Source organism: Allobosea vaviloviae (genome assembly GCF_001298265.1).
Taxonomy (GTDB): domain Bacteria; phylum Pseudomonadota; class Alphaproteobacteria; order Rhizobiales; family Beijerinckiaceae; genus Allobosea; species Allobosea vaviloviae_B.
Window position 1 is genome coordinate 29,223 of record NZ_LGSZ01000059.1, and the last position, 24,761, is coordinate 53,983.

General features: G+C 67.1%; 20 protein-coding genes and 2 tRNA genes. 14 read left to right on the forward strand and 8 right to left on the reverse strand.

The genetic code is table 11. The annotated features are described in order from the left end of the window. The first annotated feature begins 128 nt into the window (after positions 1–128). The 4 genes from AE618_RS22090 to AE618_RS22105 all read left to right on the forward strand — a co-directional run bounded on the left by AE618_RS22090 (position 129) and on the right by AE618_RS22105 (position 6,150). The gene (locus AE618_RS22090) at positions 129–1,142 is read left to right on the forward strand and encodes an extracellular solute-binding protein (RefSeq protein WP_054211238.1); all 1,014 of its coding nucleotides are present in this window, start codon (positions 129–131) and stop codon (positions 1,140–1,142) included. Continuing rightward, positions 1,139–2,818, forward strand: a complete 1,680-nt coding sequence (locus AE618_RS22095) for an ABC transporter permease (protein WP_054211239.1) — start codon at positions 1,139–1,141, stop codon at positions 2,816–2,818. Before AE618_RS22090 ends, AE618_RS22095 begins: the two co-directional genes overlap by 4 nt. A gap of 278 nt (positions 2,819–3,096) precedes the next feature. Further along, the gene (locus AE618_RS22100) at positions 3,097–4,854 is read left to right on the forward strand and encodes an AsmA family protein (protein ID WP_054211240.1); all 1,758 of its coding nucleotides are present in this window, start codon (positions 3,097–3,099) and stop codon (positions 4,852–4,854) included. Between the two features lie 90 nt (positions 4,855–4,944). Next, complete coding sequence (locus AE618_RS22105) at positions 4,945–6,150, forward strand: E22 family MetX-like putative esterase (RefSeq protein ID WP_082365481.1); 1,206 nt, start codon at positions 4,945–4,947, stop codon at positions 6,148–6,150. Positions 6,151–6,247: 97 nt separating this feature from the next. On the opposite strand, the gene AE618_RS22110 is transcribed toward AE618_RS22105, so the two are convergent. Further along, the gene (locus tag AE618_RS22110) at positions 6,248–8,302 is read right to left on the reverse strand and encodes a caspase family protein (RefSeq protein WP_082365482.1); all 2,055 of its coding nucleotides are present in this window, start codon (positions 8,300–8,302) and stop codon (positions 6,248–6,250) included. 242 nt (positions 8,303–8,544) lie between these two features. Here AE618_RS22110 and motA point away from each other — a divergent pair, with 242 nt between their 5' ends. Both motA and AE618_RS22120 read left to right on the forward strand, forming a co-directional pair. After that, a complete protein-coding gene (gene motA / locus AE618_RS22115) occupies positions 8,545–9,525 on the forward strand; it encodes a flagellar motor stator protein MotA (protein WP_248310981.1) in 981 nt (326 codons plus the stop codon). Positions 9,526–9,553: 28 nt separating this feature from the next. After that, positions 9,554–10,426: a flagellar motor protein MotB gene (locus AE618_RS22120; RefSeq protein WP_054211243.1), complete on the forward strand. Its 873-nt coding sequence runs from the start codon at positions 9,554–9,556 to the stop codon at positions 10,424–10,426. 208 nt (positions 10,427–10,634) lie between these two features. Here the strand turns inward: AE618_RS22120 and AE618_RS22125 are convergent, their stop codons facing one another. After that, positions 10,635–11,267 (reverse strand): MarC family protein, encoded by a 633-nt coding sequence (locus AE618_RS22125; protein ID WP_054211244.1) that lies wholly within the window; start codon positions 11,265–11,267, stop codon positions 10,635–10,637. Positions 11,268–11,686: 419 nt separating this feature from the next. On the opposite strand from AE618_RS22125, the gene gyrA reads away from it, so the two are divergent. Beyond that, the gene (gene gyrA / locus AE618_RS22130) at positions 11,687–14,473 is read left to right on the forward strand and encodes a DNA gyrase subunit A (RefSeq protein ID WP_054211245.1); all 2,787 of its coding nucleotides are present in this window, start codon (positions 11,687–11,689) and stop codon (positions 14,471–14,473) included. A 155-nt stretch (positions 14,474–14,628) separates the two neighbouring features. Here gyrA and AE618_RS22135 read toward each other — a convergent pair whose 3' ends face one another. Beyond that, on the reverse strand, positions 14,629–15,744 hold the full coding sequence (locus AE618_RS22135; protein ID WP_156330428.1) for a M20 family metallopeptidase: 1,116 nt from the start codon (positions 15,742–15,744) through the stop codon (positions 14,629–14,631). Between the two features lie 213 nt (positions 15,745–15,957). On the opposite strand from AE618_RS22135, the gene AE618_RS22140 reads away from it, so the two are divergent. Both AE618_RS22140 and AE618_RS22145 read left to right on the forward strand, forming a co-directional pair. Beyond that, positions 15,958–16,443 (forward strand): pyridoxamine 5'-phosphate oxidase family protein, encoded by a 486-nt coding sequence (locus AE618_RS22140; protein ID WP_054211281.1) that lies wholly within the window; start codon positions 15,958–15,960, stop codon positions 16,441–16,443. Then, on the forward strand, positions 16,443–16,685 hold the full coding sequence (locus AE618_RS22145; protein ID WP_054211246.1) for a hypothetical protein: 243 nt from the start codon (positions 16,443–16,445) through the stop codon (positions 16,683–16,685). The genes AE618_RS22140 and AE618_RS22145 overlap by 1 nt, the downstream gene beginning before the upstream one ends. 29 nt (positions 16,686–16,714) lie before the next feature. Here the strand turns inward: AE618_RS22145 and AE618_RS22150 are convergent, their stop codons facing one another. The 4 genes from AE618_RS22150 to AE618_RS22165 form a co-directional block, all read right to left on the reverse strand. Beyond that, the gene (locus tag AE618_RS22150) at positions 16,715–17,311 is read right to left on the reverse strand and encodes a PopZ family protein (RefSeq protein WP_082365488.1); all 597 of its coding nucleotides are present in this window, start codon (positions 17,309–17,311) and stop codon (positions 16,715–16,717) included. Between the two features lie 212 nt (positions 17,312–17,523). After that, positions 17,524–18,936: a TolC family outer membrane protein gene (locus AE618_RS22155; RefSeq protein ID WP_432704520.1), complete on the reverse strand. Its 1,413-nt coding sequence runs from the start codon at positions 18,934–18,936 to the stop codon at positions 17,524–17,526. Positions 18,937–19,084: 148 nt separating this feature from the next. Then, positions 19,085–19,723, reverse strand: coding sequence for a protein-L-isoaspartate O-methyltransferase family protein (locus AE618_RS22160; RefSeq protein WP_054211247.1), 639 nt, complete (start codon positions 19,721–19,723; stop codon positions 19,085–19,087). A 230-nt stretch (positions 19,724–19,953) separates the two neighbouring features. Continuing rightward, positions 19,954–20,027: transfer RNA gene (locus AE618_RS22165), tRNA-Cys, on the reverse strand. 167 nt (positions 20,028–20,194) lie between these two features. On the opposite strand from AE618_RS22165, the gene AE618_RS22170 reads away from it, so the two are divergent. From AE618_RS22170 to AE618_RS22185, 4 genes are all read left to right on the forward strand, one after another. Next, positions 20,195–20,269: transfer RNA gene (locus AE618_RS22170), tRNA-Asn, on the forward strand. 152 nt (positions 20,270–20,421) lie between these two features. After that, a complete protein-coding gene (locus AE618_RS22175) occupies positions 20,422–21,003 on the forward strand; it encodes a transglutaminase-like cysteine peptidase (RefSeq protein ID WP_082365485.1) in 582 nt (193 codons plus the stop codon). 124 nt (positions 21,004–21,127) lie between these two features. Continuing rightward, entirely contained in the window at positions 21,128–21,409 is a 282-nt protein-coding gene (locus AE618_RS22180; RefSeq protein WP_054211249.1) for a hypothetical protein, read from the forward strand. 155 nt (positions 21,410–21,564) lie between these two features. Next, on the forward strand, positions 21,565–23,031 hold the full coding sequence (locus AE618_RS22185; RefSeq protein ID WP_054211250.1) for a cryptochrome/photolyase family protein: 1,467 nt from the start codon (positions 21,565–21,567) through the stop codon (positions 23,029–23,031). Positions 23,032–23,035: 4 nt separating this feature from the next. Here AE618_RS22185 and AE618_RS22190 read toward each other — a convergent pair whose 3' ends face one another. Next, positions 23,036–23,830 carry an SDR family NAD(P)-dependent oxidoreductase gene (locus tag AE618_RS22190; RefSeq protein WP_054211251.1) on the reverse strand — a complete coding sequence of 265 codons (795 nt, stop codon included), beginning with the start codon at positions 23,828–23,830 and terminating at the stop codon, positions 23,036–23,038. 210 nt (positions 23,831–24,040) lie between these two features. On the opposite strand from AE618_RS22190, the gene AE618_RS22195 reads away from it, so the two are divergent. Next, the gene (locus tag AE618_RS22195) at positions 24,041–24,757 is read left to right on the forward strand and encodes an alanyl-tRNA editing protein (protein ID WP_054211252.1); all 717 of its coding nucleotides are present in this window, start codon (positions 24,041–24,043) and stop codon (positions 24,755–24,757) included. Positions 24,758–24,761: the final 4 nt, after the last annotated feature.

Genomic DNA, 24,761 nt, shown 5'->3' on the forward strand with positions numbered 1-24,761 from the left:
TCATATCAGTTTAGAATTGATTTAACCGATTGATACAACACGCTTTTTTGTGTTGACGCCCGTTCGGCCGGCCTCTACCGCTCCGCCTGCAATGCGAAGAACGGGCCTTGAACCCGAAGGAGCGAACCATGATTCACGCAACCCGCCTGTCGACTGTGGCGTTGGCCTGCTGCCTGCTGGCAGCGCCTGCCTTGGCCCAGAGCGTCAACCTCTACACGACCCGTGAGCCCGCCTTGCTCAATTCGGTTCTGGATGCCTTCACCAAGGAAACCGGCGTCAAGGTCAATGCCGTCTTCCTCAAGGACGGCCTGCAGGAACGCATCAAGGCCGAAGGCGCCAACAGCCCGGCCGATGTGATGCTGGTGGTCGACGTCGGCGAGATCAACGCGGCCGTGGATGCCGGTGTGACCCAGCCGATCAAGTCTGCGGTCGTCGATAAGGTGGTGCCGGCGCAGCTCCGCGGACCCGGCGACAATTGGGTGACCCTGACCAAGCGCGCCCGCATCGTCGTCGTCTCGAAGGAGCGCGTCGGCCAGGACGCCATCACCTATGAGGACCTCGCCGACCCCAAATGGAAGGGCAAGTTCTGCATCCGCGCCGGCCAGCACCCCTATAACAATGCCTTCTTCGCAGCCTATCTCACCCGCCACGGTGCCGAGAAGACCGAGGCCTATCTCAAGGCGCTGAAGGCCAATCTCGCACGCAAGCCCGGCGGCGGCGACCGCGACGTCGCCCGCGACATCCTCTCCGGCCAGTGCGACATCGCCCTGATCAACACCTATTACATCGGCCTGATGAGCGTCGCGAAGAACGAGCAGAAGGGCTGGTACGACGCGATCAAGCCGCTCAAGACCACCTTCGCCGGCGGCGGCACCCATGTGAACGTCTCTGCCGCCGCCATCGCCAAAAACGCGCCCAACAAGGACAATGCCGTCAAGCTGGTGGAGTACATGCTCAGCGAGAAGGCACAGGCGCTGTACGCTGACGGCAATTTTGAGTTCCCGGTCAACCAGGACGTCAAGGAGAGCGCCGCGGTGAAGCTGCTCGGCACGATCACCCCCGACACCACCCCGCTCGGCGACGTCGCCAGGAACCGCAAGGCTGCTGCGGACCTCGTCGACAAGGTCGGCTTCGACAATTGAGCCTGAGCGCTCCTTTCGCCAGCCAGCGACGGTCGCCACTGACGTGGCGGCCGTCGACGCGTTTCGTCTGGGCGTCGCTGCTCGGCGCGGGCCTCGTCGCCCTGCCGGTGCTGGCGCTCGCGATCACCGCCCTGTCCTCGCAGGCGGCATCGATCTGGCCGCATCTGGCGGCCAACGTCATTCCCGCTGCCCTGGCCGATACGGTGCTTCTGCTGCTCGGCGTCGGGGGGCTCTGCGCACTGATCGGGGTGGGTGCGGCCTGGCTGGTCACCCAGTACGAGTTTCCGGGCCGGCGCGCCTTCGAATGGCTGCTGGTGCTGCCGCTGGCGCTGCCGACCTACATCACGGCCTATGTCTACGTCGAATTCCTCGGCTTCCAGGGCCCCCTGCAGGGGGCCTTGCGTGCGCTGACAGGGTGGCGCTCGCTGCGCGACTACTGGTTTCCCGATCCGCGCAATCTCGCTGGTGCGATCTGCATCATGGCGATCGTGCTCTACCCATATGTCTATCTCAGCGTGCGGGCGCTCTTCGGCCTCCAGGCGGCCGCGATCGTCGAATCGGCCCGGACGCTGGGCGCCTCGCGCGGCAGGCTGTTCTGGCGGATCGGGCTGCCGATGGCGCGCCCTGCACTGGCAGCCGGCTTGACGCTCGCGCTGCTCGAGACGCTGAACGACATCGGCGCCAGCGAATATCTCGGCGTCCGCTCGCTGACGCTGTCGATCTACACGACCTGGGTCAACCGCAACTCGCTGCCCGGCGCGGCGCAGATTGCCTGCGTCATGCTGCTGCTCGTCGTCGCCCTGATCCTGATCGAAGGAAAGCTGCGCGGCCAGCGTCGCTTTGCCCTGCCCGTGCGCCAGCCGCGTGCCGTCGGGCGGGTGCCTCTGGCAGGACGCGCCGGGCTCGCCGCCAGCCTCGCCTGCGCCCTGCCGGTGATGCTGGGCGCCGTGCTGCCGATCGGCTTTCTCGGCCTCGAGGTGCTGCGCCGCGATCCCTGGCAGCAATTCGACGCCGCCCTGCTGCGCAGCCTCCTCAATGCCCTCGTCTTTTCCGGCCTCGCCGCCGGCATCGTCATCGCGCTCGGGATCGGCATCGTCGCCGCTGGCCGCCAGGGCCGCGAACCCTGGCTGCCGGCGCTGGCCCGCATTGCCTCGCTCGGCTACGCCGTGCCCGGCACCGTGCTGGCGCTCGGTCTCCTGGTGCCGCTGGCCGCCTTCGACAATGTCGTCGCCAATGCCGCGATACGCTGGCTGGGTGCCAATCCCGGACTGCTGCTGATCGGCTCGGGCGCGGCGCTCGTTCTCGCCTATGTCGTGCGCTTCCTCACGATCGCGGTCTCTGGCATCGAGAGCGGCCTGTCGCGGATATCGCCGCGCATCGACGACGCCGCCCGCACACTGGGCGCCAGCGCGCCGGAGGTGCTGCGCAAGCTGCACTGGCCCCTTGCCCGCCCGGCCATCGCCGCCGCCGCCCTGCTCGTCTTCGTCGACTGCCTGAAGGAGCTTCCCGCGACCCTGCTGCTGCGTCCGCTGAACGTCGAGACGCTGGCGACCACCGTCTACGGCCACGCCGCGCGCGGCTCCTTCGAGGACGGCGCGCTGGCCGGCCTGTTGATCGTGCTCGCGGGCCTCTATCCCGCCATGAGGCTGGCGCGCGCCGGCGGCCAGCCCGGATGAGGGCGGCCAGCCCGCTTCGCCGGCTCGACAAGTCGCAGCCATCGGCCTAAACCGGGCAACGCACGGGACATGATGCCGAAAGCCGGGCGCCGTATTTCGGTCGGCTTCATGCCCTCCCCATGGTGAGTGAGAGGCGGGCGTAGCCGCAGTCAGTATCGCTCCATGCGTCCGCTGACGACGCATCGTCTCGGCGGCACGGAAAGCCGCCCCAGAGCCGGTCGGAAGGTGCATACGTTCCCAACGCCGATCGATCCGAAAGCCCCTGATACCGCAAACTGATGACACGACGCGCTTCGATCATCGTCTACAGCATCGTCATCATGCTTGGATTGCTCGGCCTGCAATCGTGGAGCATCGCGGTCGCGCGCGTCGAGAAGCACGTCATCGCCGCGATCGAGGCGCGCACGGGTCTCGTGGTAATGGGCCTCGACCGCGCCGAGATCGCGCTGCTGCCACTGCCGCGAATCAGCCTATCGAATGTCGGCTTCAGCCAGCGCGGCGGAGAGGTCTCTGGTCGCGCGCTGCGCATCAGGGCACGGCCCAAATTATTGCCCCTGTTGGCCGGGCGTGTCGATTTCGACAGGATCGACCTCGTCGCACCACAGATCGACGTCGCCGTCGCGCCGGGGAGCGAGGGCCTGACCGACTGGCTTGCGGCCCCGCTCGACTATCTCCAGGGCCTGCGCGGCCAGAGCCGGATCATCATCACCTCAGGCTCGATCTTCATGCGCTCGCAAGGCGCGATCGCGACCATCCTGCGCGACGTCAACCTCGTCCTCGACGAGCGCGAGGCGGAACAACCGCTGGCCGTTTCCGGCTCGCTGACCTGGCGCGGCGTTCCCGCCGAGGTCAATCTGCTCTGGCCGGTCGCAGCCGGACGCGGCCGGACCTCGCTCAGCGTGACCTCGTCGCTGCTGAAACTGAGCTTCGACGGTACGCGAAGTGCTGCGCCGGAACCCATCACCACCGGGCAATTGAGCCTGGCGACGCGGGCGCTGCCGGAGCTGCTCGGCTGGTTCGGCGAACGGCCCAGGCTGGCCTCCGCGATCGGCGCATTCAGCCTCACCGCCGACGCGAGGATTCGGCCGCACGACATGGCCTTGAGCAGTGTCGTCGCCCGCCTCGACACGGACCGGCTCGACGGCGCGCTGAACGTGACGATGTCGGGCGGGCGCCCATCGCTGTCGGGTACGCTGGCCGGCGCCGAGCTCGATCTCGGGCGGCTGGTCTCGCGCATGGACATCGCCGCGCCAGAGACTGCGCCGGGTGCCGCCGCCCTGCCCTTCGACACCTGGACTGCTCAGGACATCGACCTGCGCGTCTCGGTCGAGGCCGCCCGCCTCAACGGCGCCAAGCTCGGCGACGTTGCGACCTATCTCTTGGTCAAGACGGGGCGCTTCGAGACCGGCATCCTGCGCGCCAGCGCCTATGGCGGTAGCGTCAAGGGCCGGCTCCTCGCCATGGCGACGCCCGACGGAATCGACGTCAAGCTCGTGGCCGGGCTGGACCGGATCAATCTCGGCCAGGCCGGGCTCGACCTGCCGCAGCTCTCACGCCTGAGCGGCACAGGCGGCCTCCAGCTTAGCCTCGACGGGCTCGGGCGCTCGCTGCCGGATGTGCTCGGCTCGTTCAATGGCAAGGCGACGCTGGCCCTGCGCCAGGGCGAACTCGGCGGCTTTGCCTTTGGCGACCTGCTGCGCCGGGCCGAGCGCAATCCGGGGCCGGCGCTGCGCGACTGGCGCCAGGGCAGGACAGCCTTCGAGACCGCCAGCGCCAGTGCCGTGATCGCCAACGGCCTGCTGACGCTGGGCGATGCGCAGGTCACGGGCCCCGGCTATCGCATGACCCTGATCGGCACTGCCTCGCTGCCGACGCAGACGCTCGACATGGCAGCGCTGCTCCAGCCGACGACTGGCGCGCTCCGGCTGCCCTTCAGCCTGACCGGCCCGATCGAGGCGCCAACCTTCGAGCTCGAGCCGGAATCGATGCTGCGCCCCACCGGAGCCGTCGGTGGCGGGCCTTTCCCGCTGCGCTGAGGCGCTGTCTTCCCTGCTTCCGTTTCCCGCCGGATTCGGCTTGGATGCGGTCAAGGCCGCGCGACGGCCGCTCAGGCGAGGAACAGGCTCATGAAATACTGGATCGCGGCCACGGCCGGCGTCGTGGGATGGATGGCGATGGCGATGATCGAGGCGCAGCCGGCAGCGGCCCAGAATGCGGTTGAGGATCTGATCACCGAGAAGAAGGTCTTCACCCTGCAAAGCTACACGACGCAGGGCGGCCGCACCCTCAAGGACGTCAAGGTCGGGTGGGAGAGCTACGGCACGCTCAACGCCGACAAATCCAACGCCGTCCTGATCTGCCACTTCTTCTCCGGCAACTCGCATGCAGCGGGAAAATACGACGCGAAGGACGCCGCGCCCGGCTATTGGGATGCGATCATCGGCCCAGGCAAGGCCATCGACACCAACAAATACTTCGTGCTGTCCTCCGACACTCTGGTAAACCTCAACACTGGCGACCCGAAGACCACGACCACCGGCCCGGCCTCGGTCAATCCCGACACCGGCAAGCCCTATGCGCTCGATTTCCCGGTGGTGACCGTCGGCGATTTCGTCAATGTCCAGAAGGCGCTGGTCGAAAGCCTCGGCATCAAGCGGCTGGCGCTGGTCGCCGGCCCCTCGATGGGCTCGCTCCAGACATTCGAGTGGGCGGCGAGCCATCCCGAGATGGTCGCCAAGGCGATGCCGGTGATCGGCGCGGGCGAGGCCGATGCGCAGCTCATCGCTTGGCTCGACGTCTGGGCCGCACCGATCCTCGTCGATCCCAACTGGAACAAGGGCGATTATTACGGCAGGACGCCGCCCAATGCCGGTCTCGCCAAGGCGCTGGCGGTGGTGACGCTGCAGGCCAACCATCAGGACTGGGCCAACGCCACCTTCGGCCGCCGTCCGGCCAAGGCGGAAGAGGACCCGGCCAAGGCCCTCTCCAACCGCTTCCAGATCCAGAGCATTCTCGACAACGCCGGCGAGGCCCGCGCCAAGGTCTCGGACGCCAATCACTTCCTCTATCTGGTCAAGGCGAACCAGCTCTTCGCCACTGGGGGCACCTCGCTGGCGGACGCAGCCACGAAGATCAAGGCGCCGGTTCTGCTGATCACCCAGCCGAAGGACCTGGTCTTCACCGCGGATGCGGTCGAGAAAACGGCGGAGACCCTGAGGAAGGGCGGCGTGTCGGTCACGCAGGCCTATCTGCAGGGCGCTCGCGGCCATCTCGACGGGGTGATCTCGATGAAGCAGGCCGAGGGCGCGATCCGGGCCTTCCTGGAAAAGTAGGGCCGCCCGCCCGGTTACGACGCCGTCATTCCGGACAAGCCGCACAGCGGCTGCGTCCGGAATGACACCCGTTTTCGAGGGACCGGAGCAGGGCCCCTCAGAAGCCGATGTTCAGCCCCATGCGGACCATGTCGCCGCGGGTCTTTGCCCGCATCGTCGCATATTCGTCGGTGAAGAAGCCCAGCGTCTCGCTCAGCACGAGGCGCTGTGTCCCGAGGTCGTAGCGGAGATAGTCGAACTTCAAGGACAACATCGGCCCCAGCGCATATTCGAGACCGCCGCCCAATGCCCAGCCCGACGCGATCTGCCCGTTCGAGCCCGCATAGGTCGGGTTGTTGGTCGGGTCGGGGTTGATCGCGCCGCGCTGGCCGAGATGGCCATAGGCATAGCCGCCGGTGGCGAAGATCATCAGGTCCCCGAACGCGACGCCGGCGCGGCCGCGCACGGTGCCCAGCGTAAACAGCTCGTTTTGCGCCTGCGTCGTCACCTGGACGCCGAAGGGATTGACCGTCGAGGATTTGCGGCCGCCGGTATGCATCGCCGAGAAATCCGTCTCCGCTCCGAGCACGACCATGCCGATCTGGTAGTTGAATCCGGCCTGGCCCGAGAACGTCACGTTGCGGCCCGAGGGCGACAGCCGCGCCGCGACATTGCCGGCATCGATCGAGGTCTGGACCTCGTTGTTGGGCCCGACGCCGGCGATCCGCGTCGGCGACCTCTGGTCGGCCCCACCGACCGAGCCGCCGATATAGAACCCGGTCCAGCGCGGCTTGCCGGGCAAAAGCGGCGGCGGCAGTGCTGGCACCTCGGCCGGCTGGGCAGGAGCCACGCCTGCCGGCGGGGGCGTCTGCCGGACGGGCACGACACGGGCGGGCGCCGCATCGCGCGGGGTGACGTCGCGCGGGGTCATCTCGGCACGGCGGGTGCGGGTTGGCACGGCCTGGCAGACCGGGCAGGCCGCGGCGACCTGGACGCGGTTGCGGCTGGGCGCAGCCGGAGCGAGCCGCAGCGCTTCCGCGACATGGGTCGAGCCCGGATAGAGCCTGGCGAAGAGGTGGTAGGATTCGGCATCGCCGGCGCGCGCTGTCTCGGCCCAGGTGGTCTCCTCCGTGCGCAACGAGAAGCTGCGATGGAGCCGCACCGCCCGCTCGTCGTCGGGGTGGGCGTCGAGCGTGGCGCGGTAGATGTCGCGCCGGTCCCAGGCGATCGCGGCGCGATAGGCGTCGGCTGGCGCCATGGCGCGCAGCGCTGCCGCCGTCGGCCGCATCGTCAGCGACGGCCCCTGCGCGGTTGTAGGAGCCGCCGGTGCCGTGCCGGGCGTCGCCGCCGGGCGCTGGAAGAAGGTGAAGTCGGTGATCAGGGATGAGGTCTCCCAGGGGATCTGCTGGCCGCTGGTGGTATCGTGAACGGCGAGCCGGATGCGGCGGAAGAGCTGCTCGATCGGCAGGCCGGGCTCCCGGATCTCGCGCAGGAAAGCGGTGGTGAAGGGGCTGTTGGCCCCCGTCCCGTCGGCGGCCGTGGCGCCTGGCGAGGTCGAGAAGGCCACAAAAGTGCCGCTGCCGGAATCGATCCGCGCCAGGCCTGCTTCCGAGCGGATGCCCTCGGTGGCACCGTCGACGAGCTGGAGCGAGAGCCCGCGCGAAAGCTCGGCATTGGCGAAGGGATTGTTGCGGCAGGCGTCGAGCACGACGATCTTGGAGACTGCCGACGTCCCATCCAGGCGCCGCAGGATCTCGCTCAGCGACAGCGCCCGCGACGACAGATCTGCCGAGCGCTCCAGCCGGACATCGACCGGCAGCAGGTAGTTCGTGCCATCGAGCTGCACGGCATGGCCAGCATAATAGACCATCGCCGATGCGCCCGGCCCCGCTGCCCGCACCCGCTCGATGAAGGTCTCGAGCGCGCTGCGCATCCCCGTCAGCGTCGCATCGGTCGCGGGCACGACCTCGAAGCCGGCCTCCTGCAAGACAGTACGGGTCGCATTGGCGTCGTTCAGCGCATTCTGCAGCGGCGCGACCCCGGTATAGCCGCCATTGCCGATGACGAAGGCGAGCCGCTTCTGGGCGAAGGCCGATGTGGCGCCGAGCGCCAGAATTGCAAGCGCCATGACCAAAGTGGCGAACGCCACCAGCCCCCTCGACTGAATCCGCATGCTGCCTCCGCCGGCGCGAGTGATTCCCCCACGGCAGTATCGGCAACCGGCCCCGAACCGGCGTCATCCAATTGACGGAGGTCGGTCGCCGGAGACAACCGCTCGGTCACAACAAGGCAGCGCAGCGTCGATGCCCCGGAGACGGTCTCGACTGGACACCGATCGCACGATACGCCGGAGATTCATTGCGCGCGATGTCCTCCCCGGCTCAACCCTGCCGCCCCAGCCTCAAGCATGGCTGGATGATGACGATTGCAGACCTGCAGGCCAATCTAAACTCGCCCTTAACTTCGATCGGGCATCTCGTCGGACGAGTAGTGGCTTCGCGGTGGGGTGTACCTGCCGCGGCGCAGGGGTGGCAAACCATGCGGCTTATCGTCGGCACAATCATCGTCTTCGCCTGCGTCTTCGGCAGCTACGCGGCTATGGGCGGCCATCTGGAGGTCCTTTGGCAGCCGTTCGAGTTTGTTATCATCCTCGGTGCAGCGATCGGCGCCTTCATCATCGGCAACCCCGGGCCGGTGCTCAAGGCCGTGCCCGGAATGCTTGGAACGATCTTCAAGGGCCCCAAATACACGCAGAAATGCTATGTCGAGCTGCTGGGGATGCAGTATTCCTTGTACAAGCTTGTCAAGCAGAAGGGCATGCTCGCGGTCGAGGAGCACATTGAAAATCCGAGCAGCTCGACGCTGTTCAACGCCTTCCCGACTTTTGCAGCGAACCATCATGCGGTCGAATTCGTCTGCGACTACATGCGTATGTTGTCGCTGGGCGCCAACAACGTCCATGAGATCGACGCGTTGATGGATGAAGAACTCGAGACGCACCATCAGGAGCAGGAGCGTATCGTTGGGGCCATGCAGTCGCTTGCCGACGGAACTCCGGCGCTCGGCATCGTTGCCGCCGTGCTCGGCGTGATCAAGACGATGGGGGCGATCAAGGAGCCTCCGGAGGTGCTGGGTCATCTGATCGGCGGCGCGCTTGTCGGCACCTTCTTCGGCGTCTTCGTCGCCTATGGCTTCTTCGCGCCCATGGCGGCGTCGCTCAAGAGCACCTTTGAGGCGGAAGCCAAATACTACCTTTCACTTAAGGCGGGTCTCCTCGCCCACATCAGCGGCCAGCCGCCGGTGATGTCGGTGGAATTTGCCCGCAAGGCGCTGATGAGCGACGTCCGCCCGACTTTCGCGGAAGTGGAAACGGCGACAGCCGCTCTGCCCGCCTAGGCCCGCCCCAATCTCCAGTAAGGACCCGATGACCAAGCCGCTCCAGCCGATCATCATCAAGAAGGTCAAGAAGGCCGCTCACGCGCACCATGGCGGGGCCTGGAAGATCGCCTATGCGGACTTTGTGACCGCCATGATGGCGTTCTTTCTGCTCATGTGGCTGATCAGCATGACGACGCAGGAGCAGAAGAACGGCCTGGCGGAATACTTCGCGCCGACGGCTGCTCTGAGTCCCAGCACCAGTGGCGCTGGCGGCATCCTGATGGGCACCGCCCTGGACACGTCAGGCAACAAGTCGTCGGCGCCCCGCGACGCGGCTTTGGGCACCACCAAGCAGGAAGACGGAGCGCGCCTGACCAATTCGGGCCGTGCCAGCGACCGCGAGGTCCGCCAGGCCGCCAGCGTGCAGGCCAACCACAGCGCCGCAGCCAGCATCCGGCAGGCGCTTCAGAACATGCCCGAATTTGCCGAGCTGTCGCGAAACATCGTGATCGAGCCGACCAAGGATGGGGTGGACGTTTCGCTCGTGGATCAGGACGGACGCTCCATGTTCCCTGAGGGCTCGGTCGACCCTTACGAGCGCACCCGCCTCGTGCTGGAGGCGCTCGCACCGACCCTGCGCCGGCTGCCCAACCGCCTGTCTGTCACCGGCCATACCGCCTCCTTGCGCCCGGGCTCGGTGCGGGCCGTCAACTCCTGGAGCCTCACCAGCGGGCGCGCGCTCGCTGTGCGCGAGATCCTGTCGGCGGCAGGGTTCCCCAACGACCGCTTCTTCGCCGTGGTCGGACGCGCCGACACCGAGCCGGTCTTCCCCGACAACCCCTACCTCTCGCCGAACCGGCGGGTGACGATCAAGCTGCTCAATGAGGAGCCGCCGCTGCCCCCGGGCCTCTTTCGCTGACGACAAGGCGGCCTCGGCCGCCCCAGGGTCCGCTTGAGATCGAACTCGGTGGCTGACACGACGCGAGGGGCTGACCCTTGCGGCGTGGATCAAGACTTAACCGGTCGATTTCGCTAGTGAATCGAGACGCTGGCAGCGGACATCCTTGAACCCCGGAAACGTTCGGTTGAGGTCAGCACTTCTGCCCGCAACTGACCCACCGCCGCCCCTATCCCGCCCGTACCACAGCCCAGACCCCGTCGATCACGAACTGCACCGCCAGCGCCGCCAGGATCACGCCGAGCAGCCGCGTCAGCACGATGTTCCCCGTCACGCCCAACAGTCGCGCCAGGGGCGAGGCCAGCAGGAAGACGGCAAGGCAGGACAGGATCACCAGCCCGCAGATGACCGCCAGCGCGACCAGTCGCAGCGGGTCGCCCTCCGCGCGCCCCGCCAGCAGGATGATCGCGGTCAGTGCGCCCGGCCCCGCCATCAGCGGGATCGCCAGCGGGAAGGCGGCGACATTGCGGATGTGATCCTGCGTGATCGCGGTCGTTGCGGTCTGCTGCTTGCGCTCGCTGCGGCGCTCGAACACCATCTCGAAGGCGATCCAGAACAGCAAAAGCCCGCCGGCGATGCGGAAGGCCGGCAGCGAGACGCCGAGCGCCTTCAGAACGACGTCGCCGGCCACGCCGAAAAAGGCGAGGATGCCAAACGCGATGATGCAGGCGCGGATCGCGACCTGCCGCCGCTCGCCCGCCGACATGCCCTGCGTCAGCGACAGGAAGATCGGCGCCAGCCCGGGAGGATCGAGCGTCACCAGCAGGGTGACGAGGGCGGAGGTGAGGAATTCGATGGACATGACGCCAGTTAAGACACGCCGCGCACCGCACCGGAAGGGCCCCCGCCTCTCGAGCGCAGCGGCCCACGCCCAGCCCTCATCCTGAGGAGCTGCGCAGCAGCGTCTCTAAGGGATGCTCCAGGAGGCTCTGGAGCGAGCTGGAGCCCCCTGCGAGACGGTCGCTAGAGCGACCTCTTCAGGATGAGAACTGGAACAACGGTCAGCGTGCGGCCATGCTGGCTCGACCCATCCGCGCCTGCGGAGACGCCCAATCAAGGCGGGATTGTGCAGGGCATCGGAAGGTGCTCTGCGCCACCCACATAAGCCATTGATTTAATTGACCTTATTTTCCACCGAAAAGCCGGCTGCGCGGCTGGCCTAAACCACCGAAATCGGATAGCCAGAAGCCTGAAAACAAGCAGGAATCGGGACCCAATCCCTTGAGCGACGACAAAGACGACAAGCGCCCGGACGAGCCGCATTTCGGCGGCGACATCAAGCCGATCGCCATCACCGACGAAATGAAGAAGAGCTATCTCGATTACGCCATGAGCGTGATCGTGAGCCGCGCTCTGCCCGACGTCCGCGACGGCCTCAAGCCCGTCCACCGGCGCATCCTGTTCTCGATGCACGAGAACAAGAACCTGCCCGACCGACCCTACACCAAATGCGCCCGCATCGTCGGCGACACGATGGGTAAATACCATCCGCACGGCAATCTCGCGGTCTATGATGCGCTGGTGCGCATGGCTCAGGATTTCTCGCTGCGCCTGCCGCTGATCGACGGCCAGGGCAATTTCGGCTCGATGGACGGCGATTCCCCTGCCGCCGATCGTTATACCGAAGCCCGGCTCGACAAGGCGGCGATGCCGCTGCTGGAGGATCTCGACCTCGACACCGTCGAGTTCCAACCCAACTATGACGGCAAGGAGCGCGAGCCCAAGGTTCTCCCGGCACGCTATCCCAACCTCCTCGTCAACGGCGCCGGCGGCATCGCGGTCGGCATGGCCACCAACATCCCCCCGCATAATCTCGGTGAGGTCATCGACGCCTGCGTTGCGCTGATCGACAACCCCGAGATCACGATCGACGAGCTGATCGAGATCGTGCCGGGCCCCGATTTCCCGACCGGCGCCTCGATCATGGGCCGCAGCGGCATCCACGCCGCCTATCACACCGGCCGCGGATCGGTGGTGATGCGCTCGAAGACGCATATCGAGGAGCTCCGCAAGGAGCGCGAGGCGATCATCGTCACCGAGGTTCCCTATCAGGTGAACAAGGCCTCGATGGTCGAGAAGATCGCCGACATGGTGCGCGAGAAGCGCATCGAGGGCATCTCCGACCTGCGCGACGAATCCAGCCGCGAGGGCGTCCGCGTCGTCATCGAGATCAAGCGCGATGCGCTGGCCGACGTCGTGCTGAACCAGCTCTATCGCTTCACCCAGCTGCAGACCTCCTTCGGCTGCAACTTCGTCGCGCTGACGGGCGGCCGCCCCGAGGTCCTGAACCTCAAGGACTTCATCGTCGCCTTCGTCGAGTTCCGCGAGGAGGTTGTCTCCAAGCGCACCCGCTTCCTGCTCAACAAGGCCCGCGAGCGCGCCCATGTGCTCTGCGGCCTCGCCACGGCGGTGGCCAATATCGACGAGGTCATCCGCCTGATCCGCACCGCGCCGACGCCGGCGGCAGCCCACGCCTCGCTGATGGATCGCGACTGGCCGGCCGAGGACATCGCGCCGCTGATCGCGCTGGTCGACGATCCCCGCCACCCGATCAATGCCGACGGCACCTATCGCCTGTCGGACGCGCAGGCCAAGGCGATCCTCGAACTGCGCCTCGCCCGCCTCACGGCTCTCGGCCGTGACGAAATCGGCGACGAGCTGCAGAAGCTCGCCACCGAAATCGCCGATTATCTCGACATCCTGCGCTCGCGCGTCCGCATCCAGGACATCATCAAGGCCGAGCTGGCCGAGGTCAGGGCCGCCTTCGCCACGCCGCGCCGGACCGTGATCCAGGATTGGGGCTCCGACCTCGACGACGAGGATCTGATCGCGCGCGAGGACATGGTCGTGACCGTGTCCCATGCCGGCTACATCAAGCGCGTGCCGCTTTCGACCTACCGGGCGCAGAAGCGCGGCGGCAAGGGCCGCTCCGGCATGGCGACCCGCGACGAGGATTTCGTCGCCCGCCTCTTCGTCGCCAACACGCATACGCCGGTGCTGTTCTTCTCGTCGCTCGGCCAGGTCTACAAGGAAAAGGTCTGGCGCCTGCCGCTGGCGGCGCCGAATGCCAAGGGTAAGGCGCTGGTCAACATGCTCCCGCTCGACAAGAACGAGCGCATCACCACGATCATGCCGCTGCCGGAGGACGAGGCGAGCTGGGAGACGCTCGACGTGATGTTCGCCACCGCATCCGGCGGCGTCCGGCGCAACAAGCTGTCGGACTTCGTCAACGTCAATCGCGCCGGCAAGATTGCGATGAAGCTCGACGAGGGCGACCACATCGTCGACGTGCAGATCTGCACCGAGAACGACGACGTGCTGCTGACCACCTCGGCTGGCCAGTGCATCCGCTTCGAGGTCACCGAGGTCCGCGTCTTCAAGGGCCGCGATTCCACCGGCGTGCGCGGCATCAACCTCGGCAAGGGCGACGAGGTGATCTCGCTGGCGATCCTGAAGCATCTCGATGCCACACCCGAGGAGCGCGCGACCTATCTCAAGGACGCCGCCGCCCAGCGCCGTGCCCTGACCGGCGAAGGCGAGGAGGTGGCCGAGGCCGCGGCCGATGGCGAGGAGACGGGCGGAGAGGTCGAACTCGGTTCCAAGCGCGTCGAGATGCAGCTCGCCGAGCAGTTCATCCTGACCCTGTCGGAAAAGGGCTACGGCAAGCGCACCTCGTCCTTCGAGTACCGGGTCACCGGGCGCGGCGGCAAGGGCATCGTCGCCATGGTCGTCAACGACCGCAACGGCAAGCTGATCGCCTCCTTCCCGGTGGATGAGCGCGACCAGATCATGCTCGTCACCGATGGCGGGCAGGTCATCCGCGTTCCCGTCGATGCCGGCCCGGGCAACCGCATCCGCATCGCCGGCCGCTCGACCCAAGGCGTGACCGTGTTCAACACCGACGCCAGCGAGAAGGTCGTCTCGGTCGAGCGCATCGCCGACGAGGGCGACAGCGAAGAGGGCGAGGCTGAGACCGGCCCGGCGCCGGAGGACAGCGGCGAGGCATGAGGCGCTTCGCTCTGAGAGCTGGAAAACGCTGACGTCATGCTCGGGCTTGACCCGAGCATCTCAGGCTAGGAAGGCGCGGCAACAGCGCTTCTGCGGCAGGAGATTCTCGGGTCTGCGCTTCGCTTCGCCCGAGAATGACGGGCGACGCCGCGCCCTCACACGCTCTCCAGCAGCCCCTTGATCAGCGCCCGCCGCGGCGCGATCGAGGAGATCAGCGCATATTCGGACAGCGTATGGGCGCCCTCCCCGTCGATGCCGAGCCCGTCCAGCGTCGGCACGCCGAGCGCGGCGGTGAAGTTGCCGTCCGAGCCGCCGCCGGTCATCGGGCAGTCCTGCAGGTCGAAGCCGATGCCGGTCGCGATCGCGCGCGCCGTCTCGAACAGCCCTGCCACCGCCGTCGACTTCTCATAGGGCGGCCGGTTCATGCCGCCGCTGATCCTGATCGCGACGTCGGGATCGTGCGGCTTCAGGCCGAGAATGCGACTTTCCATTTCGATGCCATCAACCAAACTCGCGACGCGCAGATCGACGCTGAACCAGGCATGCTGGGGAATGACGTTGGCGGCCGTGCCGCCGCCCATCAGCGCGACCGAGGTGGTGATGCCGCGTGCGTAATCCGTCATGGCCTCGATCGCCAGGATCTGGTGCGCCGCCTCGCGAATCGCGCTGCGGCCATCGGCATGGCGCGAGCCCGAATGTGCCGGCCGGCCTTCGAGCTTGACCTCGAAGCGGCCGACGCCCTTGCGCGCGGTGACGATCTTGCCGCCGTCGCGCGCCGGCTCGGTCACCAGCACGGCGGCCGACGCGCGGCCGATCTCCTCGATCAGCTTGCGCGTCGTCGGCGAGCCGATCTCCTCGTCGGGCGTGAACAGGAAGACCATCGGCCGCTTCGCGGTGGCCGACAGAGCAACCTCCTTGAAGGCCTGGAGCGCGAGCCAGGCGCCCCCCTTCATGTCGTAGACGCCGGGCCCGTAGAGCCGATCGCCCTCGACCCGCACGGGCAGATCCTGCGCGCTGGTCCCGACCGGATGCACGGTGTCGAGATGCGACATGATCGCGACCGACGGCTCGCCCGTGTCGAGCCCGGCCCGCAGGATCAGGCTGTCTCCGAGGCCATTGCGGCCGGGAATGCGCTCGACCGCGATCGGCAAGCCGTCGACCTCGCTCGCGACGAGATCCATCATGCCGTTGACGCCGGGCGTGTGGTGGGTGGGGCTTTCCAGCGCAAGCCAGACGGACAGGGCCGAGACGGACGGATCGATGCTGCTCATGATGCGTGCAGTTTCGTCGGAAATTGGGGCGCCGGCAAGGTCGATGGCGTGACGCGAGGACGCGCGTTCGTCCGCGCGTGAAGCACGCGCGGAGCCGTGACCTCGTCGCGCCGGCGCGGCATGCGTTTCGCCGCATGCCGGTTTGGCAGCCTCGACGACGGAACCGCCGCGCTGTTCACCGGTTGAGTCTCCCGAAAAGCCAGGAGCTTCACCATGACCCATCATACCGACCAGGACCGCGTCTGGGACCTCATCGACGACATCAAGTTCACGATGCTCGTCACCCATGACGGCGAAGGCGACGAGCTGCGCGCCCGGCCGATGCACGCCCACGGCAAACGCGAGGAGGACGCCATCTACTTCCTCACCGATCGTCGCCACCACAAGGACGATGAGATCAACGTGAACGACAATGTCTGCCTGGCCTTCGCCGACAACAGCGGCATGCGCTACGTCTCGGTGACGGGCACAGCCACCGTTCTCGACGATCGCGCGAAGGTCGAGCAGATCTGGGACCCCAGCAACAAGGCGTTCTGGGACAGCAAGGACGATCCCAATATCCGCGTCCTGCGCGTCAGGCCGTCAGCCGCGGAGTTCTGGGCGGGTGCCGGGAAGATCGTCACCACGGTGAAAATGGCAGCCGCTGCGCTGACCGGCACCAAGCCTGATCTCGGGACAAACCGGAAGGTCGCGCTCTGATGAACCTGCTCGTTCATGTCGTCGGCGCCTGGATCGCCTCGGAGGCCGCTTCCGGCCGCTATCCGCGGCCCGTCGCCGTTGGGCTCTCGATGTTGGTGTCGCGCCTCGGCGCGCCGACAGCGGCGATGACCATGCTGGCCTTCGCGTTCAAGCGTCTGAACGATGCGGGGGCGTTCGAAAGACTGGCGCCATCGCCGACGACCAGGCGGTCTGCGACGGCAAAACGGGTCCAGCGCCGCTGAACGCCGTCGTTCGTTGCTGCGAGGTGGGCCTAGTGGCGCCCGCCTCTGGCGACGCGTTCGATCTCGGCCCGAACCAGCCGCTCGACCATGGTCGGCAGGTTGTCGTCGAGCCAGGATTTGAGCATCGGCTTCAGCATGTCCATGACCAGATCCTCGAGCGTGCGCGCGTTGTTGGTCAAAACCGTATGAGCGAGATCGCCAAAGGCGCTGGTGACGGCCGAACTGGTCTGAGCCGACAGCAGTTGCGCCATGTCGAACGGCGGCGGGCTCGCGGGCCGTTCCGGTGCGATGAATACCGGAGGCTCATAGGGTTCCGGCTCGGGAATGGGCTGAGGTGCAGCCGCGACGGGCTCCGGCGGCGGCGGTTCTAGAAAATCGATGTCGCCGTCATCGGACTCGGCCATCTCGGGCGCAGGTGGCAGGACGAGCGCAGCTTCGGCGCCGAGATCGAGCACATCCTCGTCGATCTCTGCAACCGGCTCGGGCGAAGGCTCGACGGCGACCGGCGCGGCCTCGACCTCCGCTGGCGCCTCGGCAGGCTTGACCTCGTCATCCGCGATGATCCGCCGGATGGAGGCAAGAATTTCCTCCATCGACGGTTCGTTGGGCTTCGGTTGCGCGCTCATCAGGATCCGGACCACTCGACACCGGGCGTATCGACAGAATCAGCGCCGCCCGATCATCGAGTATTTCACGCAAGGCCTAGCAGGCAAGGCGCCATGTCTTTCCGCCCACAGGGAAATCCGGCCTGTTGCGCGAATGTCGATTCGGCCGGGGCCGTGAGCGCCGCAGAGGCCCAAGGAAACCGGGACCAGGCTCGATTGCCGCGTTGCGAGGCTCAGCGGCCGTCGGGCGTCTGCGTGCCCCAGAGCAGGCCCTTGACCTGATCGTAGTGCTTGCGGGAATCGTAGACCTCGGCCTTCAGCTTGAGCGTTTCCGCCGAGAGCCGGCCGACCGCGGACAGCACGGCATAGGACGCGACGACCCGATCGCGCTGCGCCGTCACCAGGGTCGCGCGTGCGCTGACGAGTTCCTGCTGCGCGTTCAGCACGTCCAGCGTCGTGCGCTGTCCGACCTTGGCCTCTTCACGCACACCCGAGAGAGCGGTCTCGGCCGCCTGAACCTGGGCCTGCGCGGCGACGATCTGGGCCTTGGCCGCCTCGTGGCCGCCCCAGGCCGAGACCACTGCGGCACGCACCGTGTCGCGCTGCGTATCGACCTCGATCCGGCGCTGGCCTGCCGTCTCCTTGGCCTGCCGCGTGCGCGAATACACCTGTCCGCCTTCATAGATCGGGACCGTCAGCGTGCCGACCACGCTGGCGGAGGTTCGGTTGTCGCCGAATGTCGACGCGTCGTAGCGCTGCTGCACCAGCCCCCTAACGCCCAGCACCGGGTACAGATCGGCCTCACTGACCTTGACCTGAAGTTCGGCCGCATCGACGCCGTGCAACGAGGCGATGATCGCGGGGTGGCCCGAAAGGGCAGCATTGAGCGCGGCCGGCAACGTCTTGGGCATGAAGTTTTCGACGGGGCGGCCGGGCGCCAGCTGCTTGGGTTCGACGCCGACATTCTGGCGGTAGCGCGCGATCGAGGTTTTCAGGTTGGATTCCGCCAGGATCGCCTGCGACTGCGACTGCGACAGGCGCGCCTCCGCCTGCGCGACGTCGGTGCGCGTCACCTCTCCGACCTGAAAACGATCGCGCGTCTGGCGCAACTGCTCCTCGAGCACCTCGACGTTGTTGCGGTTGAGGCTCAGGATCGCCGTATCGCGCAGCACGTTCATGTAGGCGGTCGCGGCATCCAACAGGACGTTTTGCTCGGTGTTGCGCAAGGTGGCGCGGGCACCGAGCACCTGCGACTCGGCCTGACCGACGGAGTTACGCGTCTTGCCGCCGTCGAAGATGTTCTGATCGATCTGTACGCCGACACCACGCGGTCCCAGCCGCGAGGTCACGCCGACGGTTCCGGGGATATTCGAATCGGTGATGCTGGCCCCTATATCGGCCGAGGCTGTGATGCGTGGGCGATAGCCCGACAGCGCCTGCGGCACGTTTTCGTTGGTGGCACGCACCGAGGCGCGCTGCGCATTCAGCGTCGGATTGCCGGCATAGGCACGCGCCAGCGCCGCATCCATCGTCTGCGCCATGGCAGCCGGCGAGACGCCCGATGCGAGCACCAACCCCAGCGCTGCCGCGAACCCGAGGCTGGCGATCGTCTTGGAATGATTCCGTCGTGTCACTGGACGCCTCATGTGCGGACTCGAGTCGCGCCCAGGCATCGCCCCAGCCTCGGCATACTAACAAAGTGTTACATAGCCTGCCCGATCGCACGCGCCAACGGAGCCGGAGGAGGACGGGCTGTTGAATTTCGCAGTGCCGCAAAAATGCGACACCCCGGCGTCAGAAAACGAAGGCGGGCGCCTTGCGGAATTCGGCCAGAACAGGCGCAGCGGCATCGAACACCGGGCGTCCCGAGACCTTTCCGGACGATTTCTGGTAGAGTTTGACGCGCGCGGAGCGTCCGAGGCCCTCGACCGCGATCAGCCGGCCACCTTCGCGCAGCAGTGGAAAAAGCGTCTCGGGGATAGTCTCGCAAGCGCCGCTGACCAGAACCGCGTCGAAGGTTTCGTCGCCGGGGCGCGTGGCGGAGGCGCTCGCGCTCGACACCGTCTGGCGCAAGGCGGACTGCGCAAGCGCCAAAGCGTCCGTGTCGGGCTCCCAGAGCGTGGCCTGCGCGCCCATGCGCGCCATCAGGGCCGCGCCATAGCCGCTGCCGCCGCCATATTCGAGAGCCTGCTCGCCCGGTTGCAGGTCCAGCGTCTGGATCATGCGGGCGATCACCATCGGCGTCATCAATGCGCGGCCGGTCCCCGGGAGAGCCACCGGCTGGTCGAGATAGGCCAGGTGCGACAGCGAGGTCGGCAGGAATGCCTCGCGCGGAACCTCGTCGGCGGCGGCCAGGACGGCGCGATCCGTCACGTCATAGGTGCGCATCTGGCAGTCGACCATCATGCGGCGCAGCCCGGCGAAACTCTCCATGTCCCGAAATCTCCGTCTGCGGCAGCGATGAGCCCGGCGACCGACCTTGCCGGGGACTACCCGGTGGCGTTGGCGCCTGTCCGTGCTTTCTGTTCGAGCGCGCGGCAAAAGGCAAGACATCGCGGCCCGGGCGCAACCGCCGATGCGGGACGGCCACGCGGCCGCCCGATCAAGGGGGCCGCCCCATGATGGGAAATGGCACCTGGCCCGCGCCGAATGCTGGAAAAATCTGGAGGCCTCGCCCGGAATCGAACCGGGGTGCAAGGATTTGCAGTCCTCTGCGTAACCACTCCGCCACGAGGCCTTCCGCGGGACGCCGCCGCAGCGAAATCCCGAAGGCCGCCTATAACCACATGCGGAGGTTCGCTGCAACAGCCAAGCGTGGCCGGTCCTCCCCCCGCCACGCAATCGCGCCCATCGGACGGAAAGGGGTTGCGCAGCCGCGGAGCCGTCGCTATACGCCAGCACCGATCCCGGATAGCTCAGCGGTAGAGCAATCGACTGTTAATCGATTGGTCGCAGGTTCGAATCCTGCTCCGGGAGCCAGTCATTTCGAGGGCCTGAGCGATAGCATCGCCCGGGCCCTTTTGGTTTTCGGTGGTCTTTTTGATTTTCGGTGATCTTGCCGCCATCCGGGAGCCCCTTGCCCGCGCTGGTCGTGGCAAAAGTCTTTACGGGACTGCTTTACCGTTCGGATCATGAGTAACACAGCCAGATTCGCAGCGGCGATGGTCCTGGTCGCAGCCGGCCTCGCCGGCGCCTGCGCGTCGCGCCCGACTGACAGCGCCGTCGATTCGCGGCCCGTTGTGCAGCGCGCCAGCCTCGATCCAACTCGGCTCGAACTCGCCCCGCTCGACTACACGCGATTCTGCCTGCGTCATGCCGCCGATTGCGAATTGGGCGTGCCCGACGCCGTGATCGAGATGACGCCGGAGCTCGAATCCGCGATCGAGCAGATCAATCGCGGCGTCAATCAGCGGATCAGATCCGTGAAGGCAACGACCGATTGGCGGATCGACCCCGAAACGGGGAATTGCAACGACTATGTCGTGACCAAGCGGCACGAACTCCTGGCGCTGGGGCTGCCGGCCTCGGCCCTGCTCATCGCCGTCGCGAGGACGCCTGCCGGCGAAGGGCATCTGCTGCTGCTCGTCAGATCCGATCGTGGCGATCTGGTGCTGGACAATCTAAGCCCCGAGATCCGGCGCCGGGCAGAGACCCGCTATGCCTGGGTCAAGCGCCAGTCGGCCCGCGACGCCTCGCTTTGGGAACGCATGTAGGTCCCAGGCCCGCGCCGATCCCCATTCGCGCCCCGGGATGAACGGCAGCGAACTTTTCGCTTCATGCGCGGTTGTCCTGCGATGGCGTTGGATGGACCGATACCGTCAACCCAAGGAGATCGATATGCGCAGACTGATTCTCGCGGCGACACTGGCTCTCGGTCTCGGGGCAATCCCCGGCGCCGCGTCGGCGGCGCCCGCCTTCGCCGTCCCTACCGACATCGCTGCGCCCGCCGGCGCCGAGCTCGCCCAATATGGCTATGGCTACCGCCACCGCGGCTATCGTGCCGGCCCGCGCTACGGCTACCGGGGGCGCGGCTATGGACGCGGTTACGGCGGCCCGCCACCGCATGCGCGCGCCTATGGCCGGCGCTATAATGATCGCCAATGGGATCGTCGCTGGTGATCTGATGCTTCCGCCGCCGGGCTCGCGCCCGGCGGCGTTTTGATGTCTCTCGCCCGCACGTCCGCGCCGGGCGATCCGATGTCCGGCCTCCATCGTAATACCCGTTGCGCGCCCTATCCCAGGCGGCTCGCGTCACGGAGCATCACGCCAACCCAATGCCGGCCTCATCGCTTCACTGGTTCCGGGACGACCTTCGCCTCGCCGACAACCCTGCCCTGTCGGCTGCCGTGGCGCATGGCCCGACGCTGTTCCTCTACATCCTCGACGAAGGCGGCTCCCGCCGCCCGCTCGGCGGCGCCAGCCGCTGGTGGCTGTCGCGCTCGCTTGCAGCGCTGGCATCGGCGCTCGAGGCGAAGGGCAGCGAACTCGTCCTGATGCGCGGCGATCCCGCAGCGATTCTGCCGCGCGTGGTCGAGACGAGCGGGGTCGACCTCGTCACCTGGAGCCGCCGCTACGATGCGCCATCGATGGCGCTCGACAGCCGCCTCAAGGCCGATCTCACTGCGGCAGGCACCAGGGTCGAGAGCTTCAACGCGGCCTTGCTGAACGAGCCCTGGCAGGTCGCCACCAAGACCGGCGATCCGATGAAGGTGTTCACGCCCTATTGGCGCGCCGCGCGTGCCGTCGGCGAGCCTGCGGCACCTATGCCGGCGCCCCGGCGCATGGCCTCGCTGCCACTCCCTGCTGCCCTGGCTGCAATGGCGGTGTCTCACGCCGAGCTGGCGCTTGAGCCGACCAGGCCCGACTGGGCTGGAGGACTCCGCGAAACCTGGACGCCAGGCGAGGCTGGCGCGGCGGCACGCCTGAGCGAATTCCTGGCGGGGCCCCTCGACGGCTATGGCGAGGGCCGCGACCGTCCCGACCGGGTCGCGACCTCGCGGCTGTCGCCGCATCTGCGCTTCGGCGAGATCGGCCCGCGCCAGATCTGGCACGCGACCCGCAGCGCCATCGAGAGCGGAGACGCCTCGGCGGGCTCTTCGGATGTCGAGAAATTCCTGTCGGAGGTCGGCTGGCGCGAGTTTTCCTATCACCTGCTGTTCTATAATCCCGATCTCGCGACGGAGAACTTCAACCGGCGTTTCGATGCCTTTCCCTGGCGGCGCGACGAGCCGGCGCTGGAGCGATGGCAGCGCGGGCTGACCGGATATCCGATCGTCGATGCGGGCTTGCGCGAACTCTGGACCACGGGCTGGATGCACAACCGCGTCCGGATGATCACGGCCTCCTTCCTGATCAAGCATCTGCTGATCGACTGGCGCCAGGGCGAGGACTGGTTCTGGGACACGCTGGTCGATGCGGACCCGGCCAACAACGCCGCGGGCTGGCAATGGGTTGCCGGCTCCGGCGCCGATGCCTCGCCGTATTATCGCATCTTCAACCCGGTGACGCAGGGCCTGAAATTCGACACCGCGGGTCGCTATGTCCGCCGCTGGGTCCCGGAGATCGCAGGCCTCGACGACAGCCTGATCCATGAGCCGTGGAAGGCCGATGCGGGCGCGCTGCGTAGAGCCGGGATCGCATTGGGCGAGACCTATCCGCGGCCGATCGTCGACCTCGATTTAGGCCGAAAGCGGGCGCTCGATGCGTTGGCGATGACGCGCTCGGAAGACGCGCCCGGCTGAACCGTCACAACGATTTGGCTCCGGTCCGGCGCGCGCCGCGTGCGATCAGCCAGAAATACAGCGGATAGGGCAGCAGGTTCACAGCCTTCATCACCCAGGACAGCCGACGCGGGAAGGTGATCTCGAAGCCTCCCCTTTCGAAGCCGTCGACGATCCGGCGGGCAGCTTCGTCCTGGCTGATGATGAACGGCATCGGCAGGTCCTTCGGCCGCGTCATCGGCGTGTCGATCCAGCCGGGATTCACGACCTGCACGCGAATGCCGTCCCGTTCGCACTGGAACTTCAGCGTCTCGCCGAGATGGATCGCCGCAGCCTTCGACACGCCATAGGCCGAGGAGGCCGGCAGGCCGCCATAGCCTGCGACCGAGGCATTGATCGCGACCTGGCCTCGCTTGCGCGGCGTCATGCGCGCGATCACGGCCGACAGCGCCCGCGCCGTTCCCGTGAGATTGACGGCGATGATCCGCTCGAAGACGGCCATGTCGAGCACGCCTGGGCTGTCTGGCGCGATGCCGGCATTGACGAAGGCCAGCGCAATCGGCCCGTGGACGCTTTCGATGGCATCGACCAGTGCCTTCATCGCTCCCGTCTCCGTGACATCCCCGGCATGGGCGACGACGCGGCCGGGTAGGCCTTCTGCACGGCGTGCGATCTCCTCGAGCTGGTCGAGCCTGCGGGCGGTGATCGCGACCGTCCAGCCGCGCTGCGCCAGTTCCAGCGCCACGGCCTCGCCGATGCCCGAGCTCGCCCCGGTGATCCAGGCGACGCCGTCACCGGGCTTCATGCGCGCCAATGTCATGGGACCTCCCGAGTTGCGGGGACCGCAGGGCCAGCCGCTCATCTTACTAAGGCGCGCATCCTCGCGGCGGAAGGGCCGGCGCAACAGGCCCGGCTCCATCGCCATGCAACGAAAGCGCTGTGGCGCCACCCGCCCGATCCGTGCAATCTCCACGGCCCTTGAGGGCGGCCCGCGTCGATGCGCCGGGCCGAGACAGCGAGCCGACGGACCATGCCGACAGAATTGCTCTTTCGTGACGACGCCTATCTGACGGAAGCATCGGCCATCGTCGAAGCCGTGAACGAGCGCGGCGGCATCATCCTCGACCGCACGGTGCTCTACGCGACCGGCGGCGGACAGCCCGGCGATGCCGGCATGCTGCGGCGCGCGGATGGCACCACGATTGCGATCGGCACCGCGATCTACGATCCGGAAGACAGGAGCCGCGTCATCCATGTCCCGCTCGAAGGGCAGGCGTCGCCCCAGCCGGGCGAGGCGGTGACGGTCCTGCTCGACTGGGAGCGGCGGCTGAAGCGCATGCGGATCCACACCGCGCTGCATCTGCTCAGCGTCGTCCTGTCCTATCCGGTGACCGGCGGCGCGATCGGCGATGGCGACGGTCGGCTCGATTTCGACATTCCCGAGGGCGGGCTCGACAAGGCCGAGATCGCCGACAAGCTCAATGCGCTCATTGCCCGCAACGCCGATGTCACCGAGAGCTGGATCACCGATGCCGAGCTCGACGCCAATCCCGGCCTCGTCAAGACGATGTCGGTGAAGCCGCCGCGCGGCTCCGGCCGTGTCCGCCTGGTCGCGATCGGCGATATCGACTTGCAGCCCTGCGGCGGCACCCATGTCCGCAACACCGCCGAGATCGGCCTTGTCGCGGTCACCGATATCGAGAAAAAGGGCAAGCAGAACCGGCGCGTCCGGATCGCGCTCGGCTGAGACG